The 19,415-nt window shown below is 47.0% G+C and carries 18 protein-coding genes; 9 read left to right on the forward strand and 9 right to left on the reverse strand.

Features of this window, described 5'->3' with window-relative positions:
* Nucleotides 1-56 precede the first annotated feature (56 nt).
* The gene (locus LFX17_RS14050) at nucleotides 57-335 is read left to right on the forward strand and encodes a GNAT family N-acetyltransferase (RefSeq protein WP_238730790.1); all 279 of its coding nucleotides are present in this window, start codon (nucleotides 57-59) and stop codon (nucleotides 333-335) included.
* A complete protein-coding gene (locus LFX17_RS14055) occupies nucleotides 335-670 on the forward strand; it encodes a VOC family protein (protein WP_238730791.1) in 336 nt (111 codons plus the stop codon). Before LFX17_RS14050 ends, LFX17_RS14055 begins: the two co-directional genes overlap by 1 nt.
* On the opposite strand, the gene LFX17_RS14060 is transcribed toward LFX17_RS14055, so the two are convergent.
* From LFX17_RS14060 to LFX17_RS14070, 3 genes are all read right to left on the reverse strand, one after another.
* Nucleotides 667-1,905 (reverse strand): BaiN/RdsA family NAD(P)/FAD-dependent oxidoreductase, encoded by a 1,239-nt coding sequence (locus tag LFX17_RS14060; protein WP_238747143.1) that lies wholly within the window; start codon nucleotides 1,903-1,905, stop codon nucleotides 667-669. The two genes, LFX17_RS14055 and LFX17_RS14060, sit on opposite strands and share 4 nt — an antisense overlap.
* 133 nt (nucleotides 1,906-2,038) lie before the next feature.
* Complete coding sequence (locus tag LFX17_RS14065; protein WP_118956195.1) at nucleotides 2,039-2,467, reverse strand: DoxX family protein; 429 nt, start codon at nucleotides 2,465-2,467, stop codon at nucleotides 2,039-2,041.
* Nucleotides 2,468-2,644: 177 nt separating this feature from the next.
* The gene (locus LFX17_RS14070; RefSeq protein WP_238730793.1) at nucleotides 2,645-3,529 is read right to left on the reverse strand and encodes a pirin family protein; all 885 of its coding nucleotides are present in this window, start codon (nucleotides 3,527-3,529) and stop codon (nucleotides 2,645-2,647) included.
* Nucleotides 3,530-3,599: 70 nt separating this feature from the next.
* Between LFX17_RS14070 and LFX17_RS14075 the strand changes: the two genes are divergently transcribed.
* Together LFX17_RS14075 and LFX17_RS14080 are read left to right on the forward strand one after the other, a co-directional pair.
* Complete coding sequence (locus LFX17_RS14075; RefSeq protein ID WP_238747144.1) at nucleotides 3,600-4,073, forward strand: LIC13081 family protein; 474 nt, start codon at nucleotides 3,600-3,602, stop codon at nucleotides 4,071-4,073.
* Between the two features lie 67 nt (nucleotides 4,074-4,140).
* Nucleotides 4,141-5,829 carry a GAF domain-containing hybrid sensor histidine kinase/response regulator gene (locus LFX17_RS14080; RefSeq protein WP_238730795.1) on the forward strand — a complete coding sequence of 563 codons (1,689 nt, stop codon included), beginning with the start codon at nucleotides 4,141-4,143 and terminating at the stop codon, nucleotides 5,827-5,829.
* Nucleotides 5,830-5,926: 97 nt separating this feature from the next.
* On the opposite strand, the gene LFX17_RS14085 is transcribed toward LFX17_RS14080, so the two are convergent.
* The 4 genes from LFX17_RS14085 to ilvB are packed head-to-tail and all read right to left on the reverse strand — an operon-like array spanning nucleotide 5,927 to nucleotide 9,857.
* Nucleotides 5,927-6,526 carry an anthranilate synthase component II gene (locus LFX17_RS14085; protein ID WP_238730796.1) on the reverse strand — a complete coding sequence of 200 codons (600 nt, stop codon included), beginning with the start codon at nucleotides 6,524-6,526 and terminating at the stop codon, nucleotides 5,927-5,929.
* Nucleotides 6,523-7,905 (reverse strand): anthranilate synthase component I family protein, encoded by a 1,383-nt coding sequence (locus LFX17_RS14090; protein WP_255723646.1) that lies wholly within the window; start codon nucleotides 7,903-7,905, stop codon nucleotides 6,523-6,525. Before LFX17_RS14090 ends, LFX17_RS14085 begins: the two co-directional genes overlap by 4 nt.
* Nucleotides 7,811-8,149: a hypothetical protein gene (locus LFX17_RS14095; protein WP_238730798.1), complete on the reverse strand. Its 339-nt coding sequence runs from the start codon at nucleotides 8,147-8,149 to the stop codon at nucleotides 7,811-7,813. The genes LFX17_RS14090 and LFX17_RS14095 overlap by 95 nt, the downstream gene beginning before the upstream one ends.
* Nucleotides 8,150-8,174: 25 nt before the next feature.
* Nucleotides 8,175-9,857 (reverse strand): biosynthetic-type acetolactate synthase large subunit, encoded by a 1,683-nt coding sequence (gene ilvB / locus LFX17_RS14100; protein WP_238747147.1) that lies wholly within the window; start codon nucleotides 9,855-9,857, stop codon nucleotides 8,175-8,177.
* Nucleotides 9,858-10,335: 478 nt separating this feature from the next.
* Between ilvB and tpx the strand changes: the two genes are divergently transcribed.
* Complete coding sequence (gene tpx, locus LFX17_RS14105; protein WP_238730800.1) at nucleotides 10,336-10,851, forward strand: thiol peroxidase; 516 nt, start codon at nucleotides 10,336-10,338, stop codon at nucleotides 10,849-10,851.
* Between the two features lie 10 nt (nucleotides 10,852-10,861).
* On the opposite strand, the gene LFX17_RS14110 is transcribed toward tpx, so the two are convergent.
* Entirely contained in the window at nucleotides 10,862-11,962 is a 1,101-nt protein-coding gene (locus LFX17_RS14110) for a zinc-dependent alcohol dehydrogenase (protein ID WP_238747149.1), read from the reverse strand.
* A 184-nt stretch (nucleotides 11,963-12,146) separates the two neighbouring features.
* Complete coding sequence (locus LFX17_RS14115) at nucleotides 12,147-13,628, reverse strand: aldehyde dehydrogenase family protein (protein ID WP_238730802.1); 1,482 nt, start codon at nucleotides 13,626-13,628, stop codon at nucleotides 12,147-12,149.
* Nucleotides 13,629-14,155: 527 nt separating this feature from the next.
* Here LFX17_RS14115 and LFX17_RS14120 point away from each other — a divergent pair.
* The 4 genes from LFX17_RS14120 (at nucleotide 14,156) to LFX17_RS14135 (ending at nucleotide 19,096) form a co-directional block, all read left to right on the forward strand.
* On the forward strand, nucleotides 14,156-15,682 hold the full coding sequence (locus tag LFX17_RS14120; protein WP_238730803.1) for an HDOD domain-containing protein: 1,527 nt from the start codon (nucleotides 14,156-14,158) through the stop codon (nucleotides 15,680-15,682).
* Nucleotides 15,683-15,997: 315 nt separating this feature from the next.
* Nucleotides 15,998-17,284: an LruC domain-containing protein gene (locus LFX17_RS14125; RefSeq protein WP_238747150.1), complete on the forward strand. Its 1,287-nt coding sequence runs from the start codon at nucleotides 15,998-16,000 to the stop codon at nucleotides 17,282-17,284.
* An 82-nt stretch (nucleotides 17,285-17,366) separates the two neighbouring features.
* A complete protein-coding gene (locus LFX17_RS14130) occupies nucleotides 17,367-18,428 on the forward strand; it encodes a sensor histidine kinase (RefSeq protein WP_238730805.1) in 1,062 nt (353 codons plus the stop codon).
* Complete coding sequence (locus LFX17_RS14135) at nucleotides 18,425-19,096, forward strand: response regulator (RefSeq protein ID WP_118956183.1); 672 nt, start codon at nucleotides 18,425-18,427, stop codon at nucleotides 19,094-19,096. Before LFX17_RS14130 ends, LFX17_RS14135 begins: the two co-directional genes overlap by 4 nt.
* Nucleotides 19,097-19,415: the final 319 nt, after the last annotated feature.

The raw sequence follows: 19,415 nt of genomic DNA on the forward strand, positions 1-19,415 counted from the left end.
AAAGACAAAATTCTCTTTCGGCTTGATGAATTCTTCTCCGATCTAAAAGTTGAGGAATGAATCCAGAAGTCGTTCACTCCGAATCGGAATCGAAATTTTACGCACAAGTAGACGGATACGAATCCCATCTGTTTTATCGGGAAGAAGGAAACGAAGTGTGGAATCTTCTTTCGACTTACGTTCCGCCGGAACATAGAGGCAAGGGCCTCGCCGCAGATCTCGTCCGAACTGCTTTGGACAAAGCGCGTTCCTTGAATAAAAAGATCATTCCGAGCTGTTCTTACGTTGTGACCTTTTTAAACCGAAATCCGAATTATAAGGACCTCGTCGCCTAATGCTGCATCATATCGCGATCGGATCTCCGCATCCGGATTCTCTCGTTTCGTTTTACGAATCCTTGCCGGGTCTTACGAAATCGAAGGAAAACCGCAATCCTGACGGTTCGTTGCGCTCGGTTTGGTTTCAATCCGGGGAAATCATTCTCATGCTGGAAATCGATCTGAAGGTGCAAGGCCCGAAAGCCCTCATTTTTTCCGCGGCCGTTCTGAAGCCGGAAGATCTGAAACGACTTCCCCAATGGATTCAAGAAACGGAATATACGAAATACTTTAAAGATCCTGACGGGAATCTTCTGGGCTATTCTTCTTATCCGAACCCCTGGCCGTTCTAAAAACTTTCCGAAATTCCGCGCGCGGCGATGTAAGAAGTCGTCCACGCGTTTTGAAAATTAAATCCGCCCGTAACCCCGTCCACGTCCAAAACCTCTCCGGCAAAGTAAACTCCGGGGATGACCTTGCTTTCCATCGTTTTGAAGTTCACTTCTTTGCGGCTTACGCCTCCGCAGGTTACGAACTCGTCCTTAAATTCTCCCTTCCCGGAGATCCTGAATCGTGCGTCCGTGAGTTCTTCGGTGATCGCGTGCAAATCCCTGGAAGACAACCCTGACCATTTCTTCGAGAAATCTATAGAATGAATTTCTAATATTCTTTCCCAGTATCTTCTCGGGATTCCTAGAACGGGCGTGTTGACGATCGATTTAGAAGGATGCAATTCCTTTTCCTTCTCGATCTTTTTGCGGACCTCGTCCTTTTTCATACCAGGTATAAAATTGATCTTTAAGATCGTATCGTATTCTTTCTGAAAAAGTTCCCGAGCGCCTTTTGCGGATAGTTTCAAAATCGCGGGTCCGCTCAATCCCCAATGCGTGATGAGCGTCGGCCCGATCTGGGAATATCCGAATTCGACGAGAGAACATTCCGTCTGCTCGAAGGAAAGACCGGATAAATTCTCCAGACGGGAATCGGAAATCTTAAACGTAAACAACGACGGAACCGGTTCCAAAATCGTATGACCCATGGCCTGCAACCAACCCCACGCCTTTCTCCCCGAACCGGTCGCAAAAAGAACTTTATCGAATTCTAATATTTCTCCGTTCTTAAACTTGATTTGAAAACGACCCTCGTCCGTCGGAGTGACGGAGTGAATTTCGGTCGTCGTTTTGAGTTTAACTCCAACCTTCTTTGCTTCCTGAAAAAGCGTCTGTAAAATCGTTTCGGAAGAATCCGTGATCGGGAACATTCTCCCGTCGGCCTCGGTTTTTAATGCGACACCGCGCTCCTCATACCACCGGATCGTGTCTTTCGGTCCGAAAGTTTCAAAGGCCCAGCGAAGCTCCCGTTCCCCTCTCGGGTAATTCTTACTGAGAGTTTCCGGATCGAGACAATGGTGCGTAACGTTGCATCTTCCGCCCCCGGAGATCTTCACCTTGGAAAGAAATTGTTTGCCTTTTTCCAAAAGCGTGACGTTACAAGTTCCCTCGGAAGCGATCTGAATCGCGCCGAAAAATCCGGCGGCTCCCCCTCCGATCACCGCAACTTTATGTTTTTCATTTGTATGGTCGGTCATGTAGAAAATTTATCGGAATAGCAGGAATAAAACCCGTTCTCATTCCATACAAAATCGGGCGCCGGAATTTGCACTCCGTTATTCGTTAGGGAAGCTTGGAGAGATTTGCTCTCCAAGCTAGATTAGATTTTTATTATACGCTTTTGTGCGTTTCAATATAGTAATCGGCCGAGATTCTTCCCGAACCATATAAGGAAAAGTGAAAAAGTAAGAGAAGAATCATCGCCGCATACGGAAGATTCGATCCCGGAGCCATAAAACCTTCTTTACCGTGAATGAATAAAACCGCACCGATCAACACGGGCACTTGAAGGATCGCGGCAAAGCGGGTCAACAATCCGGATAGGAGAAGAATTCCTCCGCAAATATGCGCGATTACGATATAATGCGCAAGCAGCGCGGACGCCATGGGAGCATTGTTCATCTCCATCAAACGAATCAGCGCGTCCGTATCGTATAGGAACTCCAGACCTTTATAGATTAAAACTCCGCCGAGATAGATCCGCAGGAAGTCGACCAACCAATCCCGATGCTCTTGCAGCCAATGGTTCAAGCGATCCATAGCGTACCTCCAGATTTTTAGGTTTGCAAAATTCATCTTACCCCTTTCCGAAACTTTTGCAAGGGGAGAATCCGCCGAAAATCCCTAAAAACCGAACGACAAAACCGCAAATCCGGAGCCGAAACCTCGTTAAGAATGTTTCCGTTTAACGGATTTACGGTTTAATCCGACATCGTTTTACGAATGGATCGCGCCCATCTTACCCGCTTGAAAATCATGGAAAGCTTGATAGATCTCCTCTTGTGTGTTCATCACGAAAGGGCCGTATCTCGCCACAGGTTCCTCAACCGGTTCTCCTCCGATCAAAAGAAGTTCCCATTCTTTCGAGGCGTTTTCCGGCAGCGAAAATCGAACGTCGCCTTCGTTACGTTCGAACCAAACCATGTCCCCTTCGCGGACGTTCTGCGTTCCTTCTTCCGTATGAAGAACTCCGTCGCCCGAAAAAGGATATGCGAATACGTTGTACGAATTCGGAACGGGAATCGTAACATCCGCTCCCGGCGATAAACGAAGATGATAGTAAAGGATCGGAATTTTCGTTTCGATCACGGCTTTGGTGCCCAAAACTTCTCCCGCGATGACTTTGACTTTCGTTTTTCCGTCGGACGTTTGAACGACAGGAATTCTTTCCGAAGGCGTATCCTGATATCTCGGATCGCTCATTTTTTTTGCGGAAGGAAGATTGACCCAAAGCTGAAAGCCGTGCATCGTTCCTCCGTTCCTTTGAAATTCGTCGGAAGGCATTTCGGAATGCACCAAACCCGAACCCGCGGTCATCCATTGAACGTCTCCGGATTTTAATTTTCCGTAATTTCCCCAAGAATCGCGGTGTTCCATTTCACCAGTCAATAAATAAGTGACCGTTTCGAACCCTCTGTGCGGATGTTCCGGAGCGCCGATCGCTTTTCCGGGTTTGTACTCCACGGGTCCCATTTCGTCTAATAACAAAAAGGGATCGAGCTGAATCAGATCCTGAACGGGGAAAGGTCTTCGAACCGGAAAACCTCCTCCTTCAATCGTTCTCAGCGAAGGTCTGATCGTTTTTATTTTTCTCAGATTCATAGTTCAAGCGCTCCTCTCGCTTTCTGGTCATGGTGCAAATTCTTTTTCGAAACGGATAACGGCAGGTTCCATGATAACAACTACTGTAACTTTTTTAGTTTCATATTCTTTAGACGATGCTTTTCGTTTTGTGGCCGATTTTAGAAATTTAGTTCATTGGGTCGACGGAATCTGCGGAGTTTCCCCGATGCCGTCCAACAACGGAACACAGCTGCCGACGTACGAATTACTCTATTCTTTCGGGCCATTCAAACTCAAGGCGAATTATTTCGCAAAAGAATGGATTCCGAATTCGAGACTGATCATGGAAACGAACCATCCGTTTTTAGAGCAGAGGGACATTTATACGTTCCAGTCTTCCAAGAGCGGAACAAAAATAACGTTCACCAATCATTCTAAATTGAAATTTCCGTACAGCGCCGGAGAGCGGATTTTAAATTCGGGAATTCGAGGAAGAATCTGCAGGGAAATGCGGCAGTTACAGAATTGTCTGTACGAAAACGGATGCGGCTCTCCCAGACATTTTCAGGTGATCCGAATTTAGAAGTTCGTATTAAATTCCTCTTGCCTAATTTTATTTTTTTTAAAGAAAATGTTTCCGGTTTCCTATTGTGAGCATTTCGGAAGAACAATTTTTACCCGTTCCGGATAACGAAAACGAACGACTTAAATCTTTGGATTCGTATCAGATCGTGGACACGGCTCCGGAAGAAAAATTCGATTCTCTTACGCAAATCGCGGCTTTTATCTGTAATTCTTCCACCGCGCTGATCTCCCTGATCGATGTGAATCGTCAGTGGTTTAAAGCGAAAGTAGGAATGACCGACTCCGAAACTCCGCGAAGTTTTTCCTTTTGTCAGTATGCGATTCTTCAGGACGATATTTTCGAAATCGAAGACGCGAAACAAGACGCCCGTTTTAAGAATAATCCATTGGTTTTAGGCCCCCCGTTCATCCGTTTTTATGCGGGCGCTCCTTTGAAAACCCCGGACGGATTCAACATAGGAACGTTGTGCGTCCTCGATCAAAATCCGAAACGGCTCGACGAAAAACAAAAAATCATTTTGAAGGTCCTGTCCAATCAGGTGATCGCAAATTTCGAGCTGATCAAAAAGAACCGCGAACTGATTCTCATCCGTACAAAGGAGGAAGAGCTGCAGAATTCCAAAAGCCAATTTTTCGCGAATATGAGTCACGAAATAAGAACGCCGATCCACGGAATTCTCGGAGTCGCCGGACTTTTGGCCGAAACGGATCTGCATCCGGAGCAAAAAGAATACGTCGACACGATCCGCAGAAGCGGAGGCCTTCTCTTGGGGCTGCTCAACGACATATTAGATTTTTCTAAATTAGAATCCGCTCACATGAAAATCGAAATCGTTGCGTTCGACCTGATGGCGCTTTTAAAGGACGTATACTCCCTGTTCGAAGCGGATACGAAAAAGAAAAACCTGGAATTCAGATTGGTCACGGAAAGAACCACGCCGCTCACGGTTTCGACCGACCCGAATCGTCTCCGGCAAATTCTGGTCAATCTGATCTCCAATGCCTTTAAGTTTACGGAAAAAGGAAGCGTTTCGATGGAATTCGAATCGTACATTATCGGAGAGGAATGCGACGTGAAAATCCGAGTCCGCGATACGGGAATCGGAATTCCCAAACTCAAACTCAACGAACTCTTTCAAGCATATACGCAGGCGGATACGTCCGTATCGAGAAAATACGGAGGAACCGGTCTCGGACTCGCGATCAGCAAAAATCTCGCGGAGATGATGGGTCTCGAATTGACCGCGGAAAGCATCGTCAACAGAGGGAGCGTGTTCGAAATTTCGGGAAGAATTCCGCTTGCCGAAAAATCGGAAATCGACTTCGAACCGAAATCGATTTCGGATAACGCGAACGGAAAACCTCAGCAAACGGATCTGAAAATTCTTGTTGCGGAGGACAACGAGATCAATCAGATGCTGATCCGAAAGGTTCTCGAAAAACTCGGATACGAACCCGTAATCGTTCCGAACGGAATCGAGGCGCTTCATCACATCGAAACGATGCGGACGGATATCTTGTTCTTGGATATTCAAATGCCGGAGCTGAGCGGAATCGATACCGCAAAAATCCTCACTCAACACACAAACCAATCCCTTCGTCCTTATATCATCGCAATGACGGCTAACGCGGATCAATCGGATCGGGACAAATGTATGGCAGCCGGAATGGACGACTTTATCAGCAAACCATTCCGCAAAGAAGAGATCGCCGACATACTCAACCGTTTTATTTCGGACCGAAATTCGGAATAGAACGGACGAAAATAAAATCAAATGGCGTTGCCTCTCCGCTGCCGGGCTCTCGGCAAACTCAGCAATTCTCCCTATGAATCGAAATACAGTTCGAAATTTATCCCAAAAAGTTCTCGATCATAATTCTCCCGCCTTCGGTCGCGAAGGATTCCGGATGAAACTGCACGCCTTCTATGGGAAGCGTTTTGTGTCTGATTCCCATCAAGGAAGAATTCTCCGATTCGACGAACGCGGAAATTTCCAAACAATCCGGCAAAGACTCGGGAACTCCTTCCAAAGAATGGTAACGCATCACACGGATCGCATCGGGAATACCTCTAAAAATTCCAAGCCGATCGTGCGTGATCTCGGACGTTTTTCCATGAAACGGAATTTTCGATCTCCGCAGACGACCCCCGAAAGAAGTGACGATCCCCTGCATACCGAGACAAACGCCGAAGATCTTAATATAAGGATTTCTTAATCTAAGAATCGATTCGGAAACCCCGAAATATTCCGGATCCTCCGGATGACCCGGCCCCGGGGAAAGAAGAATGTGGGTAGGATTCAAGGAAAGAATCTCACGCAGATCCGTTTGATCCTGTCTGAAAATCGACAAAGAGAATCGTTCCCCGGATGTTTGCAAACAATCCTCCAGAAGATGAACGAGATTGTACGTAAAAGAATCGTAATGATCGACGACGATGCAGTTTTTCATGCGGTAAAATCCTCCATGGATCGGTTCAATGCCTTCAATTTATTTAGAATTTCTTGATATTCTAATTCTTCCAGAGAATCCAAAACGATGCCGGAGGCGGCTCTCGAATACGCGGAGTTTCCCGATCGGAACAGACTTCGGATTAAAATGCAGAATTGAGAACTTCCGTCCAAAGAGAAATAGCCGAGAACGCCTCCGTACAAACCCCGATCGTCTCCTTCGGTTTTGGCAATCAGCTTGATCGATTCCACTTTGGGAGCGCCCGTAAGAGTTCCCGCGGGAAACACTGATTCCAAACCGCCGAAAGAGTCCTCGTCCTTCCTCATAATTCCGGAAACTTCGCTCGTGATATGCTGAACGTACGCGAACTTTAAGATCTCGAATTCCTTTTTGACGCGTACGGTCCCCTTTTCACAAACCCGGCTGAGATCGTTCCGATGCAGATCGATCAGCATCGAATGTTCCGCGATTTCCTTTTTGTCGCTTAACAATTTCCGCGCAAGAATCCTATCCTCTTCCGGAGTCGCGCCCCTCGGATACGTTCCCGCAAGAGGATATGTTTCCGCGATCCGATCCTTATGAGAAAACAAAAGCTCGGGACTCGAACCGAAGGTTTCGATCTCGTCGTCCTTGTAAAAGAAAAGATAAGGGGACGGATTTCCCTTCTTTAAATTTCCGTATATCGGAACGAGACTTCCCTCAATTTCAAATCGTTCTTCGAAACCGATCTGACATTGAAACGTTTTGCCTGCGAGAATCTCTTCCTTCGTTTTCAGAAAAAGATCCGTATATTCTTCCTTTGTTTTGGAAAATCCGAGGGATCGGACTTTCGTATCGCGCGGAATGGTATCGCTCGAATCGAGAAGAGAGGCAAGTTCTTCGATCCGGTTCCGCGTATAATAAAAATACTCGGACGATCCGGTCAGATGATCGATTACGATTCCATCCAAGTACAAACCGAAAGAAAAAAGAGGATAACCTTTCCGCGGATTCAAAGCGGTTACCGGTTCAAAGAGCGAAGCCGAATCGTAACCGAGACACCCAACGAGACCGCCCGTGTAACGTTTGCAGTTTTTTTTCGGAGGAAAAATTTCTTGGAGTGTTCGGTAAGGATTCGAAACGGAGAAGGTTTCTCCGTCGAGGACGAGCTTTCCGGGATAACCGCGGAATTGGACGAAAGGCGAAAAGCCGAGAATCGAATAACGGTAGTTATCCGGATATCCCGGATGGCTCTCCAACAGGAAACATCCGGGATACTTTTTTGTTAAGCGAAATAGAAATGTTTCAGTTTCCTCCTCCCGCAGCGGAAACGGTAAACTCTTCGGCTTTTCCGGGAGAGAGTTCAGGGATTGTTTCAGATTCGAAATCCGATTCGACATAGTGGACTCCTGTGATTTCCGGAATACTCCGGAACAAGTTCAGTATTTTTTCCGGTTCCCCGGTATGAATGACGATAGCGATCCTTTGTGTTTTGTTCTCCGTGTCGCGCCAGAGGCGCCAATCCTTCCAATCGATCGATTTGCGGGATAAAATTCCGATCAGACGTAAAATTGCGCCCGCGCCTTCTTCGGACGCGATCTCGTATGAATAACTTCTTTCCTCTTTTGCGGGTTGGATAAACATGATCTTTCTCCTATATTCTAATATTTTAATGAATCATTTCTCGATTCGGCTTTCCGGGTGGAACCATCGGCAATACGTGCAGTTCGGGCGCGACCCTCAGCGTCACAAAAGAAGGTCCTTTTCGGTTCAACGCCTCTTCCAGAACTTCCGAAACGGAGTCTTCTTCCCTTAGCTCGAAAGAAGGGATTCCGAAAGAAGATGCAATTTTCGTAAAGTTCGTGGGAAGAGCGAATTTCGACGCGGAGAATCGGGACGAAAAGAACAGTTCCTGCTGTTGTCTTACGAGTCCTAAATGTCCGTTGTTCATCAAAAGTACGGTCACGTCCAAATCGAGTTCGCGGAGAGTATCCAATTCCTGAACGTTCATCAAGATCGATCCGTCTCCAGAAATGCAAACGATTCGTTTGTCCGGCGAAACAAGCGCAGCTCCGATCGCCGTCGGCAATCCGAATCCCATCGTTCCCAAACCGCCCGAAGTCAAAAGAGAACCCTGCGTTCGAAACGGATAATACTGAGCCGCCCACATCTGATGTTGGCCCACGTCGGTCGTGACGATCGCACGGTCCTCTAAAATTTCCGCGACGCGTCGAATGATCGCGAACGGATGCAACATTTCTTTTTTTTCGGGCATCGGAAACGCGTATAACGTCTTCAGAGTTCGAACTCGATCCAGCCATTCTTCCTTTGCCGAATGTGCTTCCGCGAACGTTTCGTTCAACATCTGTTTTAGAAAATCTCCGATATCGTGTTTGAGGAAAAGATTCGGATTCTTTAATTTACCGATTTCGGTCGCGTCTATGTCCACGTGAACGATCTTTGCGCTCGGACAAAACTCGTTCAGTTTTCCGGTCGCGCGATCGTCGAAACGAACTCCGAGCGCGACCAATAGATCGGTTTCTTCCAGGACGAGATTGGTAGCGCGCGAACCGTGCATTCCGAGCATTCCCAAAAAACGAGGATGATCGTCGCGACAAATTCCCAAACCCATCAATGTGGAAACCGTGGGAAAGCCGAGTTTCTCGTGAAGTTTCCGGAACGACTCCGCGGACTCCGGACGATTCAAACCGCCCCCGATATAAAATACGGGACGTTCGGACTCCGACAGCAAATCCTTGAAACGTTCGATCCAATCCGCGCCGATCTTCACAGAAAATTCATCTTTTTGAATATTCCATAATTCTTTTTCTTTTTGTTCGTTCCATTCGATTCTTGCGGAAGCGACGTCTTTGGGAACGTCGATCCAAACCGGGCCCGGACGTCCTTCGATCGAAGTCTTCCAGGCTTGCGGAAGAATGCGGATCAGATCCTCGACGTCTTTTACGAGATAACTTCTTTTTGTGATGGGAACGGACAGACTGAGAGTATCGATTTCCTGAAAGGCGTCCGTGCCGATCATCGAAACCGGAACCTGGCCGGTGATGGCGATCAAAGGAATGGAATCCATCTTAGCATCGGCGACCGCCGTGATCAGATTCGTAACGCCCGGCCCGGAAGAGGCGATGCAAACCGCGGGTTTTCCGGAAGCCCTCGCCATTCCGCCTGCGATAAATCCCGCTCCTTGTTCGTGTCTGGCAAGAATATGGCGGATCTTACTTCCGTGTAACGCGTCGTAGATGGGAAGACTCGCGCCTCCCGGAATTCCGGCGACGACTTCGATTCCTGCGTATTCTAAAAATCGAACGATGAGTTCCGCTCCGTTTAAATTCATATCTCGGTCCCTTCTTCCGTAAACTTTTGATTTCGTTCTCAAGTTCATTCAACGAGCGCTTTAAAATAAAAAAGCCTCCCCCGGCTTTACACCGGAGGAGGCTTTTCTTAGGATTGCGCCTGAAGTAAATCTCTACAGCGTAAAGCGGGGTCCCGGTGGCCAGACGACCACCACAAGCACGAGCCACACCATTACGGTGACGAGAGTATCTTGTGTTGTTACGCGATTGAGATTCATAAAATTGAGTTCTGTCGCCAACTTATCCGAATGTTATTTTCGTTAGCAAGCGCTTTTTTAAACCGATCTATAAAATAAAGAGCATTCTCCATTTTACTTTCAAATTTGAATTCTATTTCTTTCTTTTTTGCGTTCCCTTCCACAGACATTCGATGGAAATCCTGCTTTCTAAACTTCCTTCTTCCGTTAGAATTGGTTCTTCTCATATATTCTCGAAATTGAATGGATTAGGAAAACTCAAATGGCACAAGTCACTCTCAAAGGCAATCCGGTTCCGCTGGAAGGAAAGATTCCTTCTCCCGGTGAAAAGGCTCCCGACTTCAAAGCGATCAAACAAGATCTTTCCGAGTTTGGTCTCAAAGACTACGCGGGAAAAGTGAAAATTCTCGTGGCGGTTCCGAGCCTGGACACTTCGGTCTGTGCGATCGAAACCAAGGTCTTCAACGAAAAAGCGGCCGGACTTTCGGACGTCGCAACCCTCATCATTTCCGGAGATCTTCCGTTTGCGATGAAACGTTTTTGTTCCACCGAAGGAATCAATTCTCCGAACCTCGTGACAGGATCGCAGTATCGCGACTTTTCCTTTTCCAAAGCGTACGGAACTCATATCGCCGACGGGCCTCTGAAAGGACTTTCCGCGAGGGCCGTGTTCGTCGTGGATAAATCGGATACGGTGCGTTATGTGGAGCTTGTTCCCGAGATCGGTTCCGAACCGAATTACGCGGCCGCTCTTGCGGCAGCCAACGCTGCGCTTTAAAAATCGAATCTCAAAACCGTCTCTCGATTACGACCTTGGGTCCGGAATCCATCAGAGCTTCCGGAGCTTCTTCCCAGGAAGAAGTCAAGGTCGTAATCTTGTGGGGACAGAAATGCGGATTTTCCGTCAAAGGAAGTAAATCGTGCAAACACGGTTGAACGTTAACCCTTCCGGTGGAAAACGTAATTCCTCTTCCGTACATTTCCAACAAAGGAATCGGAGTCTTCTTACTGTAGTAAATTCCCACACTCGTACAATGACCTCCCGGCAAAAGGGATCGGAGAGCGAACGCAAGTCCGTCCTCATTCGCGCTCGCATCCACGGTAATCGGATATTGAATCACAGGTTCGGGATATTTTTTAGTGAGGACCAAGGCTCCTAACTCCGAAGCGATTCTGATTCTCTGCGGTTCATCGTCGACATAGGTTACGGGCGAACCCATCGCAAGGGCGATCATGACGGAATAAAGACCGACACTTTTGGCTCCGCCGCCCACGACTAAAACGGGACTTCCCGGATTTCGTTTTAAAAAAGGCGCAACGGTTCTATAACCGTCCGGAATATTATCGCTCATACTCGCGGCATCGGCGGGAGAAAGCGACTTCGGCAAAGGAATCAGCATATAATCGGCAAACGGAACTCGAACCAGATCCGAAAAGGCTCCACCCCATTTTTTTCCTCCAAGATCTCCGAAACCGTACATCGATCTAGCCGGAACCCCGGTGCAGCTATTGGTCAAACCTTGTCTGCATCGATCGCATTTTCCGCAGGCGATCTGAAACGCGACGATCACACGATCTCCTTCTTTTACGTTCTTCACCTTGTCCCCGACTTGTTTTACTTGAGCGACGAATTCGTGTCCGAACGCATATGGACCGCGAAACGGCGCTTTCCCTAAAGCGGTGTTGGAAATCAGACCGTGCGCGTGATTTCGTATCCAATGAAGAAGTTTTCCTCGAAACGGCGCCTCGCCTTGCAAAATCGCCAGATCCAAATCGCATCTCGCAACCGCAAGCGGTTCCACCAAAGCGTCGTCGTCGCTTTCCAACCGAGGTTCCGGAACATCCCACCATTCCAATATGCCGGGGCGAATAAACGTAAGTTGTCGCATTCGAATTCTCCATAGACCAACAAGTCTATCCAAACTAAAAACGAACAGACAAGTCTGTCTATATTTAAAATCCGAAATGCACAAAAAAATCCTTTGAAGTTTAGGCGTTGTCGCCTACCTCAAAGGATTTTCATAAACCGCCGGCTTCCGAATGCGGTAAGCCGGAAGAATTTTTCCTATCGACTCAAACGAGAAACTTCTTTGTCAAAGAGACGAGGCGTTTTACGAAATTCGTGTAAGGCGGATACATCAGATCGATCGAACTCAAAGCTGCCTGACGCAGAACGGAACGTTCGTGCGAGAATGCTTTAAAACCGAAGTATCCGTGATAACTTCCGTGACCGGAATGATTCACACCGCCGAACGGAAGGTTCGGATTCACCAAGTGAAGAATCACGTCGTTGACCGCAACTCCTCCCGAGGAAGTCTCCTTGAGAATCTTTTTGATCGCGCGTTCCTTTTTACCGAATACGTAAAGAGCGAGCGGTTTCGGTTTGGAGTTGATCTTAGCGATCGCGTCGTCGAGATCCGTATATGGAATCATCGGGAGAACGGGTCCGAAGATTTCATCTTCCATAATATTCGAATTTTCTGGTACGTTGCTGAGGAGTGTCGGTTCGATGTAGTTTTGAGAAGCGTCCGTGTCTCCTCCCATCTCGATCTTAGCGCCTTTTTCCACGGCTTCGTGAATGTAACCGGAAACGCGGTTGAAGTTGCGATCGTTGATGATTCTACAAAAATCGGGATTCTCCTTAAGAGATTTGCCGTCCTTAGTATAGAATTGTTTTACGACCGCTTTTGCTTCTTCCACAAACGGTTTGATCATGTCGTTCGGAATAAGAAGATAATCAGGAGCCACGCAGGTTTGTCCCGCATTCAACACTTTTCCCCAAACGAGTTTTTTAGCCGCCTTTTTGAGATCTGCGCTTCGATCGATAACCGCAGGCGACTTACCGCCTAATTCGAGAGTCACCGTCGTTAAGTGTTTGGCCGCCGCGGCCATTACGATCTTACCGACTTGGGTGCTTCCCGTAAAAAAGATATGATCCAGTGGAAGTTCCATCAACGCGCCTGAAACCTGATAGTCTCCCGGAAACACGGCGACTTCTTCTTTTGGAAATACTTCGCTGATGATCTTTTGCGTGATCTCGGTCGTCGCGGGGGTAAACTCGGACGGTTTAATGAGAACCGTATTCCCCGCAGCGATCGCAGCCGCAAGAGGAGCAAACGTGAGATAGAACGGATAGTTCCAAGGTCCGATGATCAACACCACTCCGCGCGGTTCATAGATCATCTGGCTCTTCGCCCCGAAAAGAGTCATCGGAGTTTTTACTCCAACCGGTTTCATCCATCTACGTACGTGTTTGATCGCGTCGTTGACTTCGGAGATCGAAGGCATGATTTCGGAAATGTCGACTTCCCTTTCGTTTTTGCGGAAGTCCGCGTTCACAGCCTTTTCGATTTCGGGCGTGTATTTATTGATCGCGTCTCTGAGCCTTTTCAAACGCTGAATCCGCTGACTTGCGGTGGTGAGTTTCATCACCTTATGGAAATGTTCTTTTTGAAGCTTGAACACACGTTCAATCTCGGCCTTATCGACGGGCGGGTAATTGGGAGTCTGTTGAGAATTCGGCGTTTTTACCGGAGATTCCTGTAAAGTTGGCATCGGAAGCGGCTCCTTAGATCTAGTTCTGGGATTGAAATTCGGGAATAAACCCGATTAGGCGGCCTCATTCTATCATCGCGGAATCGGAAAGCAATTCTTTTTATAGGCGTTTCAGTCCCTATTCCTTAAGTAGACCGTTTGGATCGGATAACCGTTCCAAGGAATGAAATAAGTCCCAAGTTTCCCGGAGCGTTTTCCGCTAGGAAAAATCGAACGGAATTTCGGCGATTTTCACATACGTTAGACGTTACGGCCGCCCAACAACGCAACTTATATTATAAGTTGCGACTTCGCATTAACGGATTTGCGATGCCGATCGCAACCAAGGGAGAATTGTATGCGCCGGCGAGGATTCAGTTTAAGAACGAAAAGGAAATGAGACGGAATAAAATTCAAATTCCTTAACAAAGATTTCTTTCATGAATCATAAAAACGGAATAGAATTAGGAAATATTTTTCCAGGAATTTCCATGCGGGATTTCCGATGACTTGACAAGAAAAGAACGCACACGGAAGAATCAAACTATATGAGTCAGAGCAAGGCGTTAGAACTGCATCATCACCGAGACTTAAATCTTTACAGCAATCTTAAGGATTTAAACCATCCCGTTCTTGAAAATTCTCCCGTTCATTACAGATTTCATAACCTTACGGAAAATGTGGACTCCATCATCAGCAGAACTCTGGACCGTTATCTGCTTCAACTCGACATCATTTACGTTCGTGATTCCGTTTTCGCCGCTCTGAAAGAAACGATCGCCAACTCGATCAAAGCGAACATCAAACGAATTTATTTCCGCGAACTCGAAGCCGACATTCAGAATCCGGAAATCTACAAACAGAAGATTTTAGGATTCAAAAAGAAATACATCGACGAAAAGGAAAAATACGAGGAACTTCTTTTTAAGAACAATTTCGTGGTTCTCGTTTCCTTTATCCACAACAAGGACATGATCCGGATTCGGGTGATGAACAACGTCAAACTCAGCCCTACCGAGGTGGAACGGATCAATCAAAGGATCGAAAAGGCGAAACAATACAACGATCTTGCCGAAGCGTTTCTCGAAGCGGGGGACGAAACCGAAGGAGCCGGACTCGGCCTCATCATGTCGTTGATGATGCTGAAAAACGACGGACTTTCGACTTCTTCCTATAAGATCGAAAGCCAGGGAAACAACACGAGCGTCATCATCGATATTCCTTTGAACGTAACAAAGGACAATCACCAGCTTCAGAAAACGCAGGATATTCTTAAGAACATAGACGGACTTCCGACCTTTCCGAAATCGATTCAGGACATTCAGGCGATGATCGAAAGACCGAACTCTTCCATCAGCCAGATCGCCGAAGTCATCAAAAAGGACGTGGCGCTTTCCGCGAACATTCTGAAACTTGCAAACTCCGCCGCGTTTATCCGCGCGAACAAAGTGGAATCCTTGGACAGAGCGATTCAACTCATCGGACTCAAAGAACTCAGTCAGCTTTTATACTCTCTCGGAACAAAACAGATTCTGGAGGATAAGTTCCCCGCCTTTCTTTCCATCTGGGACAAATCCAATCAATGCGCGTTCTATTGTAAATTGATCGCCGCAAAGATGAATCTTCCCAAGGATACGGTCAGCAATCTGATGTCCGCCGCATTGTTACACGACATCGGGGAAATCATACTTCTTTCTTTGGAAGAAAGGACGATGAAGAGCATCGGCAAAATCTCCGCTTCCAAGGAGATCGCTTCCGCGGTTTCCATGGAAGAAGCCGCATTAGGAATCACTCATACGAAAGTGGGTTCTCTCATCGCCGAGAAATGGAACTTTCCGGATATTTATGCAAAGGCGATGGAATTCCATCACAGACCTTTGATCATCGACGAGGAATTCGCGCCGTATATCTATCCGATTTACATCGCGGACATGATGATCAAGATCAACAACGAGGAAGCGAAATACAGCGAGATTCCCGAAAAGATTCTTCAGTTTTGCAAGTTCGGAAGTTCGGGAGAATTTCATTCCTTTAGAACGAAAGCGCTCGAAAACTTTCTCGCGACCGCGAGATAAGGGAAACCGCCTCTCCGGGCAGTTCGAGAACGACGAAAAAAATCCGATTTTTTTTCGAAAAAACGCAAACGATTTCCCGGCGGTTTGTTAAAGTTGAAGCAGAATCCGTAATTTATTATATTGTAAAATTCGAATCCGTTTTGGCCGCAAATAGGGCATTTCCTCTTAAAAGCCTATTTTCCGTCATTTATTGAAAATTTAATCCGACATCGTTTTATACCTGTTCGCTTAACAAAATACACCGTTCGGACTATTGCCCCCGTTATTCCGACATGCGAGAATAGGTCTCGTTAAGGCGACATGCCGGAGGGGACGATGAAAGGGTTTCAAAAAATAACGGGGACGGTTCTGGCGGGGGTTCTTCTTTTCGGAGCGAACGCTTGCACGAATTCACAGGATCCCAATCTTCTCTGGCTCCTGAGCGCTACGCAGCCGAATCCTTCGGCCGCTCCGGACGGAGAGCAACCGTTCAGCATCGTCATCAACGACGAAACGGCTCCGGTGGATTTCGTCTTCGATACGACCAAAACGGTGAACGTAAACATCCAGGTTTTAAGTCCCGAATCTCCCGTCTCGGGAAGTTTAGTACAAATCTTTAATATAGATAACACCGCTCAGAAATCGATCTTCCGCGCGGCGACCTCCGAAAACGGAGAAGTCAAAGGAAGTTTTACGATCGACGAAGCGACCCGCAAGGTTTTCCTCAAAGTGGAAGCCTTCGGTCAACTCTACGAAGCGGAAGTGGAAATCATCAACTCGTACAGCATTTCCAGAAGAATCACGGTCGTCATCAAAGGAAACAACGTGATTCTCCCCGATACGGACGGGGACGGAATCGTGGATCGGGACGACACGTATCCGAACGATCCGACCCGCGCTTCCACGTTTCGTTATCCTACCGAAGGATATTACACGATTTCTTACGAAGACTTATATCCGGCTCAGGGAGACGCGGACTTCAACGACTACAATGTTCGAGTCGTGTTTGAAGAGGACTGGAACGCCAAGGGTGAAGTCGCGAGAGTTCGCGCCAACTTCACACACGTAGCGAAAGGCGCGGGTTACAACCATACTCTGCATCTTACGATTCCGGGAATCACCGCTTCTTCGTATGCTCTGACTCGATACGGTTTTGACGGAACTACGGTAGAATCCAACACGACCGGAAATGATACGGCGATTTCATCTTTCGAAATTCTCCCCAGATCCAATACGACGATTCAATCCTCGAACTCGGCGAGAAACAACACTACGTTCAAAAAAGGCAAGTCCGCGAATCTGGAAGTCGTTTTACAAAATGCGATCAACCGCGTAAGCTTAGGTCCGGCTCCGTACGATACCTTCGTCAAAGTCATCAACACGAACAAGGAAATCCACTTTCCGAGAAGATACTTCGACGCGCAGGGAAAGGATATTTATCTGGATTCCACAGGATTCCCTTGGGCGCTTTTGGTTCCGGGAAATTTTCTCTGGCCCTATGAAAGCACGGATATCCGTAAATCCTATCCTTCTTTCAAACCTTGGTATGAATCCTCAGGAAACACGAACCAAGACTGGTATCTCAGTCCGGTATCTTCCGAGGTTTTCCCCGCTACGAATTGAACTCATTTCCCCGGGATTTTCTTCCCGGGGCCTCTTTTTTTCTTTTCTTTCTCGCGCCGCCATGAGATTGTTTTAAGCTCTTATGCGGGACTTGAAACTGAAGAATCGAAAACTTCCTTCGTCGACTGCAATCTTAGAATCCGGTCTTTCCCCTAAATTCTTCCTCAACCTTTTGAAAGAAATCTCACCGATCGTCGCGATCGACGACCATAGAACGATTCTTTTTGCGAACGAATCCTTTCGAAAAGAATTTGCGGGGAGTTCCCGCAACCTAATGGGAAAGAATCTGTTTCGGATCTTCGGTTTAAATCCCGTCGATCAGGAAGAGATGGAAGCCAACATCAATCTTTCCAAACGAGGAAAGGTTCAAAACCAAGAGTTTCGAAAACAAAAGATCTATTACGGTTATTCCGTGTTTCGATTCGGCGAAAGCATCGGAATCATTCTCAAGAACATTACGGAAAACAAACGGTTGGAAAGAAAAATCGCCAACCTTCACACCAAACTTCTTCAGTCGCAGGAAGAAGAGAGAATCCGACTTTCTCGCGAATTGCACGACGGAGTCGGACAAACGATTCTCGCGGCCAAACTCAACTTTCAAGCCTACAGCAGAAATCCGAAAATCTACGAAGCTCAATTCGATACGGGACTTCTTTTGATCGACAAAGCGAGTCAGGAACTCAGGGACATTTATACGAATCTGCACCCTTCCACTCTGCGTGAAATCGGGTTGGAAGCGGCGATCCGTTCTCTCAGTTCCGATCTCTTTCCGCCTATGGACGTTCAGGCGGAGTTGGATCTGAATCTCAAACCGGATCTTCAACAAACGGTCGCCAATCAGGTGTTTCGAATCGTGCAGGAAATTTTTCAGAACGTGATCAAACATTCGCAGGCGAGAAATATTTATCTAAAGATTCACGTCAAAGGAAGGCAGTTGTTTCTCGATGCGAAGGACAACGGAATCGGCTTTCAAGAAAGAAAGGTCAGAGCCAGGTCTTCCGGTTTTGGACTTGAAAATATACGAAGAAGAGTGGAAGATTTAAACGGTAAATTTAAGATTGATTCTTCGGCCGGAAAAGGAACTAAGTTTATCATTCGGATTCCTTTAGAGAAAAATAAAAATACGAACGCTAAAAAAATATGAAACCTGCAATCACAAAAGTATTCTTAGTCGACGATCACGCCATTCTCCGCGAAGGGCTGAAGATGATTCTTTCCGGACAAACCGGTTTTGAAATTTGCGGCGAGTCCGGAGACGCCGAAAAAGCCTTGGATCAAATCGGCAAATTGAATCCCGACTTGGTCATCACCGATATTTCGATGCCCGGCTTAAGCGGAATCGACCTCGTAAAGAATCTACGCAAATATTATCCGAACATACGCACCATCATTCTCTCCCGTCACGACAACAAAGAATACGTTCAAAAATTATTGGAGTTAGGAATCAACGGTTACGTTCTCAAAGACGACGCGGGGAACGACCTTCTGAGAGCGATCGAAGCGGTTCACAAAGGCGAAACGTATTTAAGTCCGGGGATCACCGCGCACTTTCTTTCCGGATTTGTCGGTTCGGGAAAACCGGGGGAAGAAAATCAAGACGCGAAGAAGGCGTTTTCCGTTCTTTCGGATCGCGAACGCGAGATTCTAAAACTTGTGGCGGAAGGAAATTCCAACGAATCGATCGGCAAAATCTTGAGAATTTCTCCGGCTACGGTCAAAGTTCACCGCGCGAACATCATGAAAAAACTAGATCTCCATAAGGTTGCGGATTTGGTCATGTATGCGATCCGCGCTGGTTTGATCGAATCGTAACCGCGAAAACGAAACACGGCTCCTCATACATTCAAACATTATAATTTTCTCATTCTCCTTTTAAACGGGAGAATGACGAACATTTTCCCTGGATCGGAATTCGCACGCGCCTCAAATGAAATTTTCCGCGAGAGGTCGTTTTCGGTCCGCGTTTTTTGCCGGTCGGGGAACGATGCGAAAACGAAATTCCTCTAATGAACGGAAGATTCGCCTGATAAATTCGATCGTTTCTCGATAAAAAAAGCGTTCGCAGGCTGACCTTGTTTGTTATAGGAAGGAATAGTTTTCAGAGGGGAAACTTCGCGTCGTCAAGCACCTG

The sequence above is a fragment of the Leptospira sanjuanensis genome (assembly GCF_022267375.1).
Taxonomy (GTDB): domain Bacteria; phylum Spirochaetota; class Leptospiria; order Leptospirales; family Leptospiraceae; genus Leptospira; species Leptospira sanjuanensis.

Bases quoted from the DNA above. Each gene is read 5' to 3' on its own strand.
- ilvB (WP_238747147.1), bottom strand. From the start codon at position 9,857: ATGAATTTAAACGGAGCGGAACTCATCGTTCGATTTTTAGAATACGCA.
- LFX17_RS14115 (WP_238730802.1), bottom strand. From the start codon at position 13,628: ATGCCAACTTTACAGGAATCTCCGGTAAAAACGCCGAATTCTCAACAG.
- LFX17_RS14085 (WP_238730796.1), bottom strand. From the start codon at position 6,526: ATGAAAAACTGCATCGTCGTCGATCATTACGATTCTTTTACGTACAAT.
- LFX17_RS14090 (WP_255723646.1), bottom strand. From the start codon at position 7,905: ATGTCGAATCGGATTTCGAATCTGAAACAATCCCTGAACTCTCTCCCG.
- LFX17_RS14070 (WP_238730793.1), bottom strand. From the start codon at position 3,529: ATGAATCTGAGAAAAATAAAAACGATCAGACCTTCGCTGAGAACGATT.
- tpx (WP_238730800.1), top strand. From the start codon at position 10,336: ATGGCACAAGTCACTCTCAAAGGCAATCCGGTTCCGCTGGAAGGAAAG.
- LFX17_RS14110 (WP_238747149.1), bottom strand. From the start codon at position 11,962: ATGCGACAACTTACGTTTATTCGCCCCGGCATATTGGAATGGTGGGAT.
- LFX17_RS14060 (WP_238747143.1), bottom strand. From the start codon at position 1,905: ATGACCGACCATACAAATGAAAAACATAAAGTTGCGGTGATCGGAGGG.
- LFX17_RS14050 (WP_238730790.1), top strand. From the start codon at position 57: ATGAATCCAGAAGTCGTTCACTCCGAATCGGAATCGAAATTTTACGCA.
- LFX17_RS14120 (WP_238730803.1), top strand. From the start codon at position 14,156: ATGAGTCAGAGCAAGGCGTTAGAACTGCATCATCACCGAGACTTAAAT.
- LFX17_RS14065 (WP_118956195.1), bottom strand. From the start codon at position 2,467: ATGGATCGCTTGAACCATTGGCTGCAAGAGCATCGGGATTGGTTGGTC.
- LFX17_RS14055 (WP_238730791.1), top strand. From the start codon at position 335: ATGCTGCATCATATCGCGATCGGATCTCCGCATCCGGATTCTCTCGTT.
- LFX17_RS14125 (WP_238747150.1), top strand. From the start codon at position 15,998: ATGAAAGGGTTTCAAAAAATAACGGGGACGGTTCTGGCGGGGGTTCTT.
- LFX17_RS14130 (WP_238730805.1), top strand. From the start codon at position 17,367: ATGCGGGACTTGAAACTGAAGAATCGAAAACTTCCTTCGTCGACTGCA.
- LFX17_RS14135 (WP_118956183.1), top strand. From the start codon at position 18,425: ATGAAACCTGCAATCACAAAAGTATTCTTAGTCGACGATCACGCCATT.
- LFX17_RS14095 (WP_238730798.1), bottom strand. From the start codon at position 8,149: ATGTTTATCCAACCCGCAAAAGAGGAAAGAAGTTATTCATACGAGATC.
- LFX17_RS14075 (WP_238747144.1), top strand. From the start codon at position 3,600: ATGATAACAACTACTGTAACTTTTTTAGTTTCATATTCTTTAGACGAT.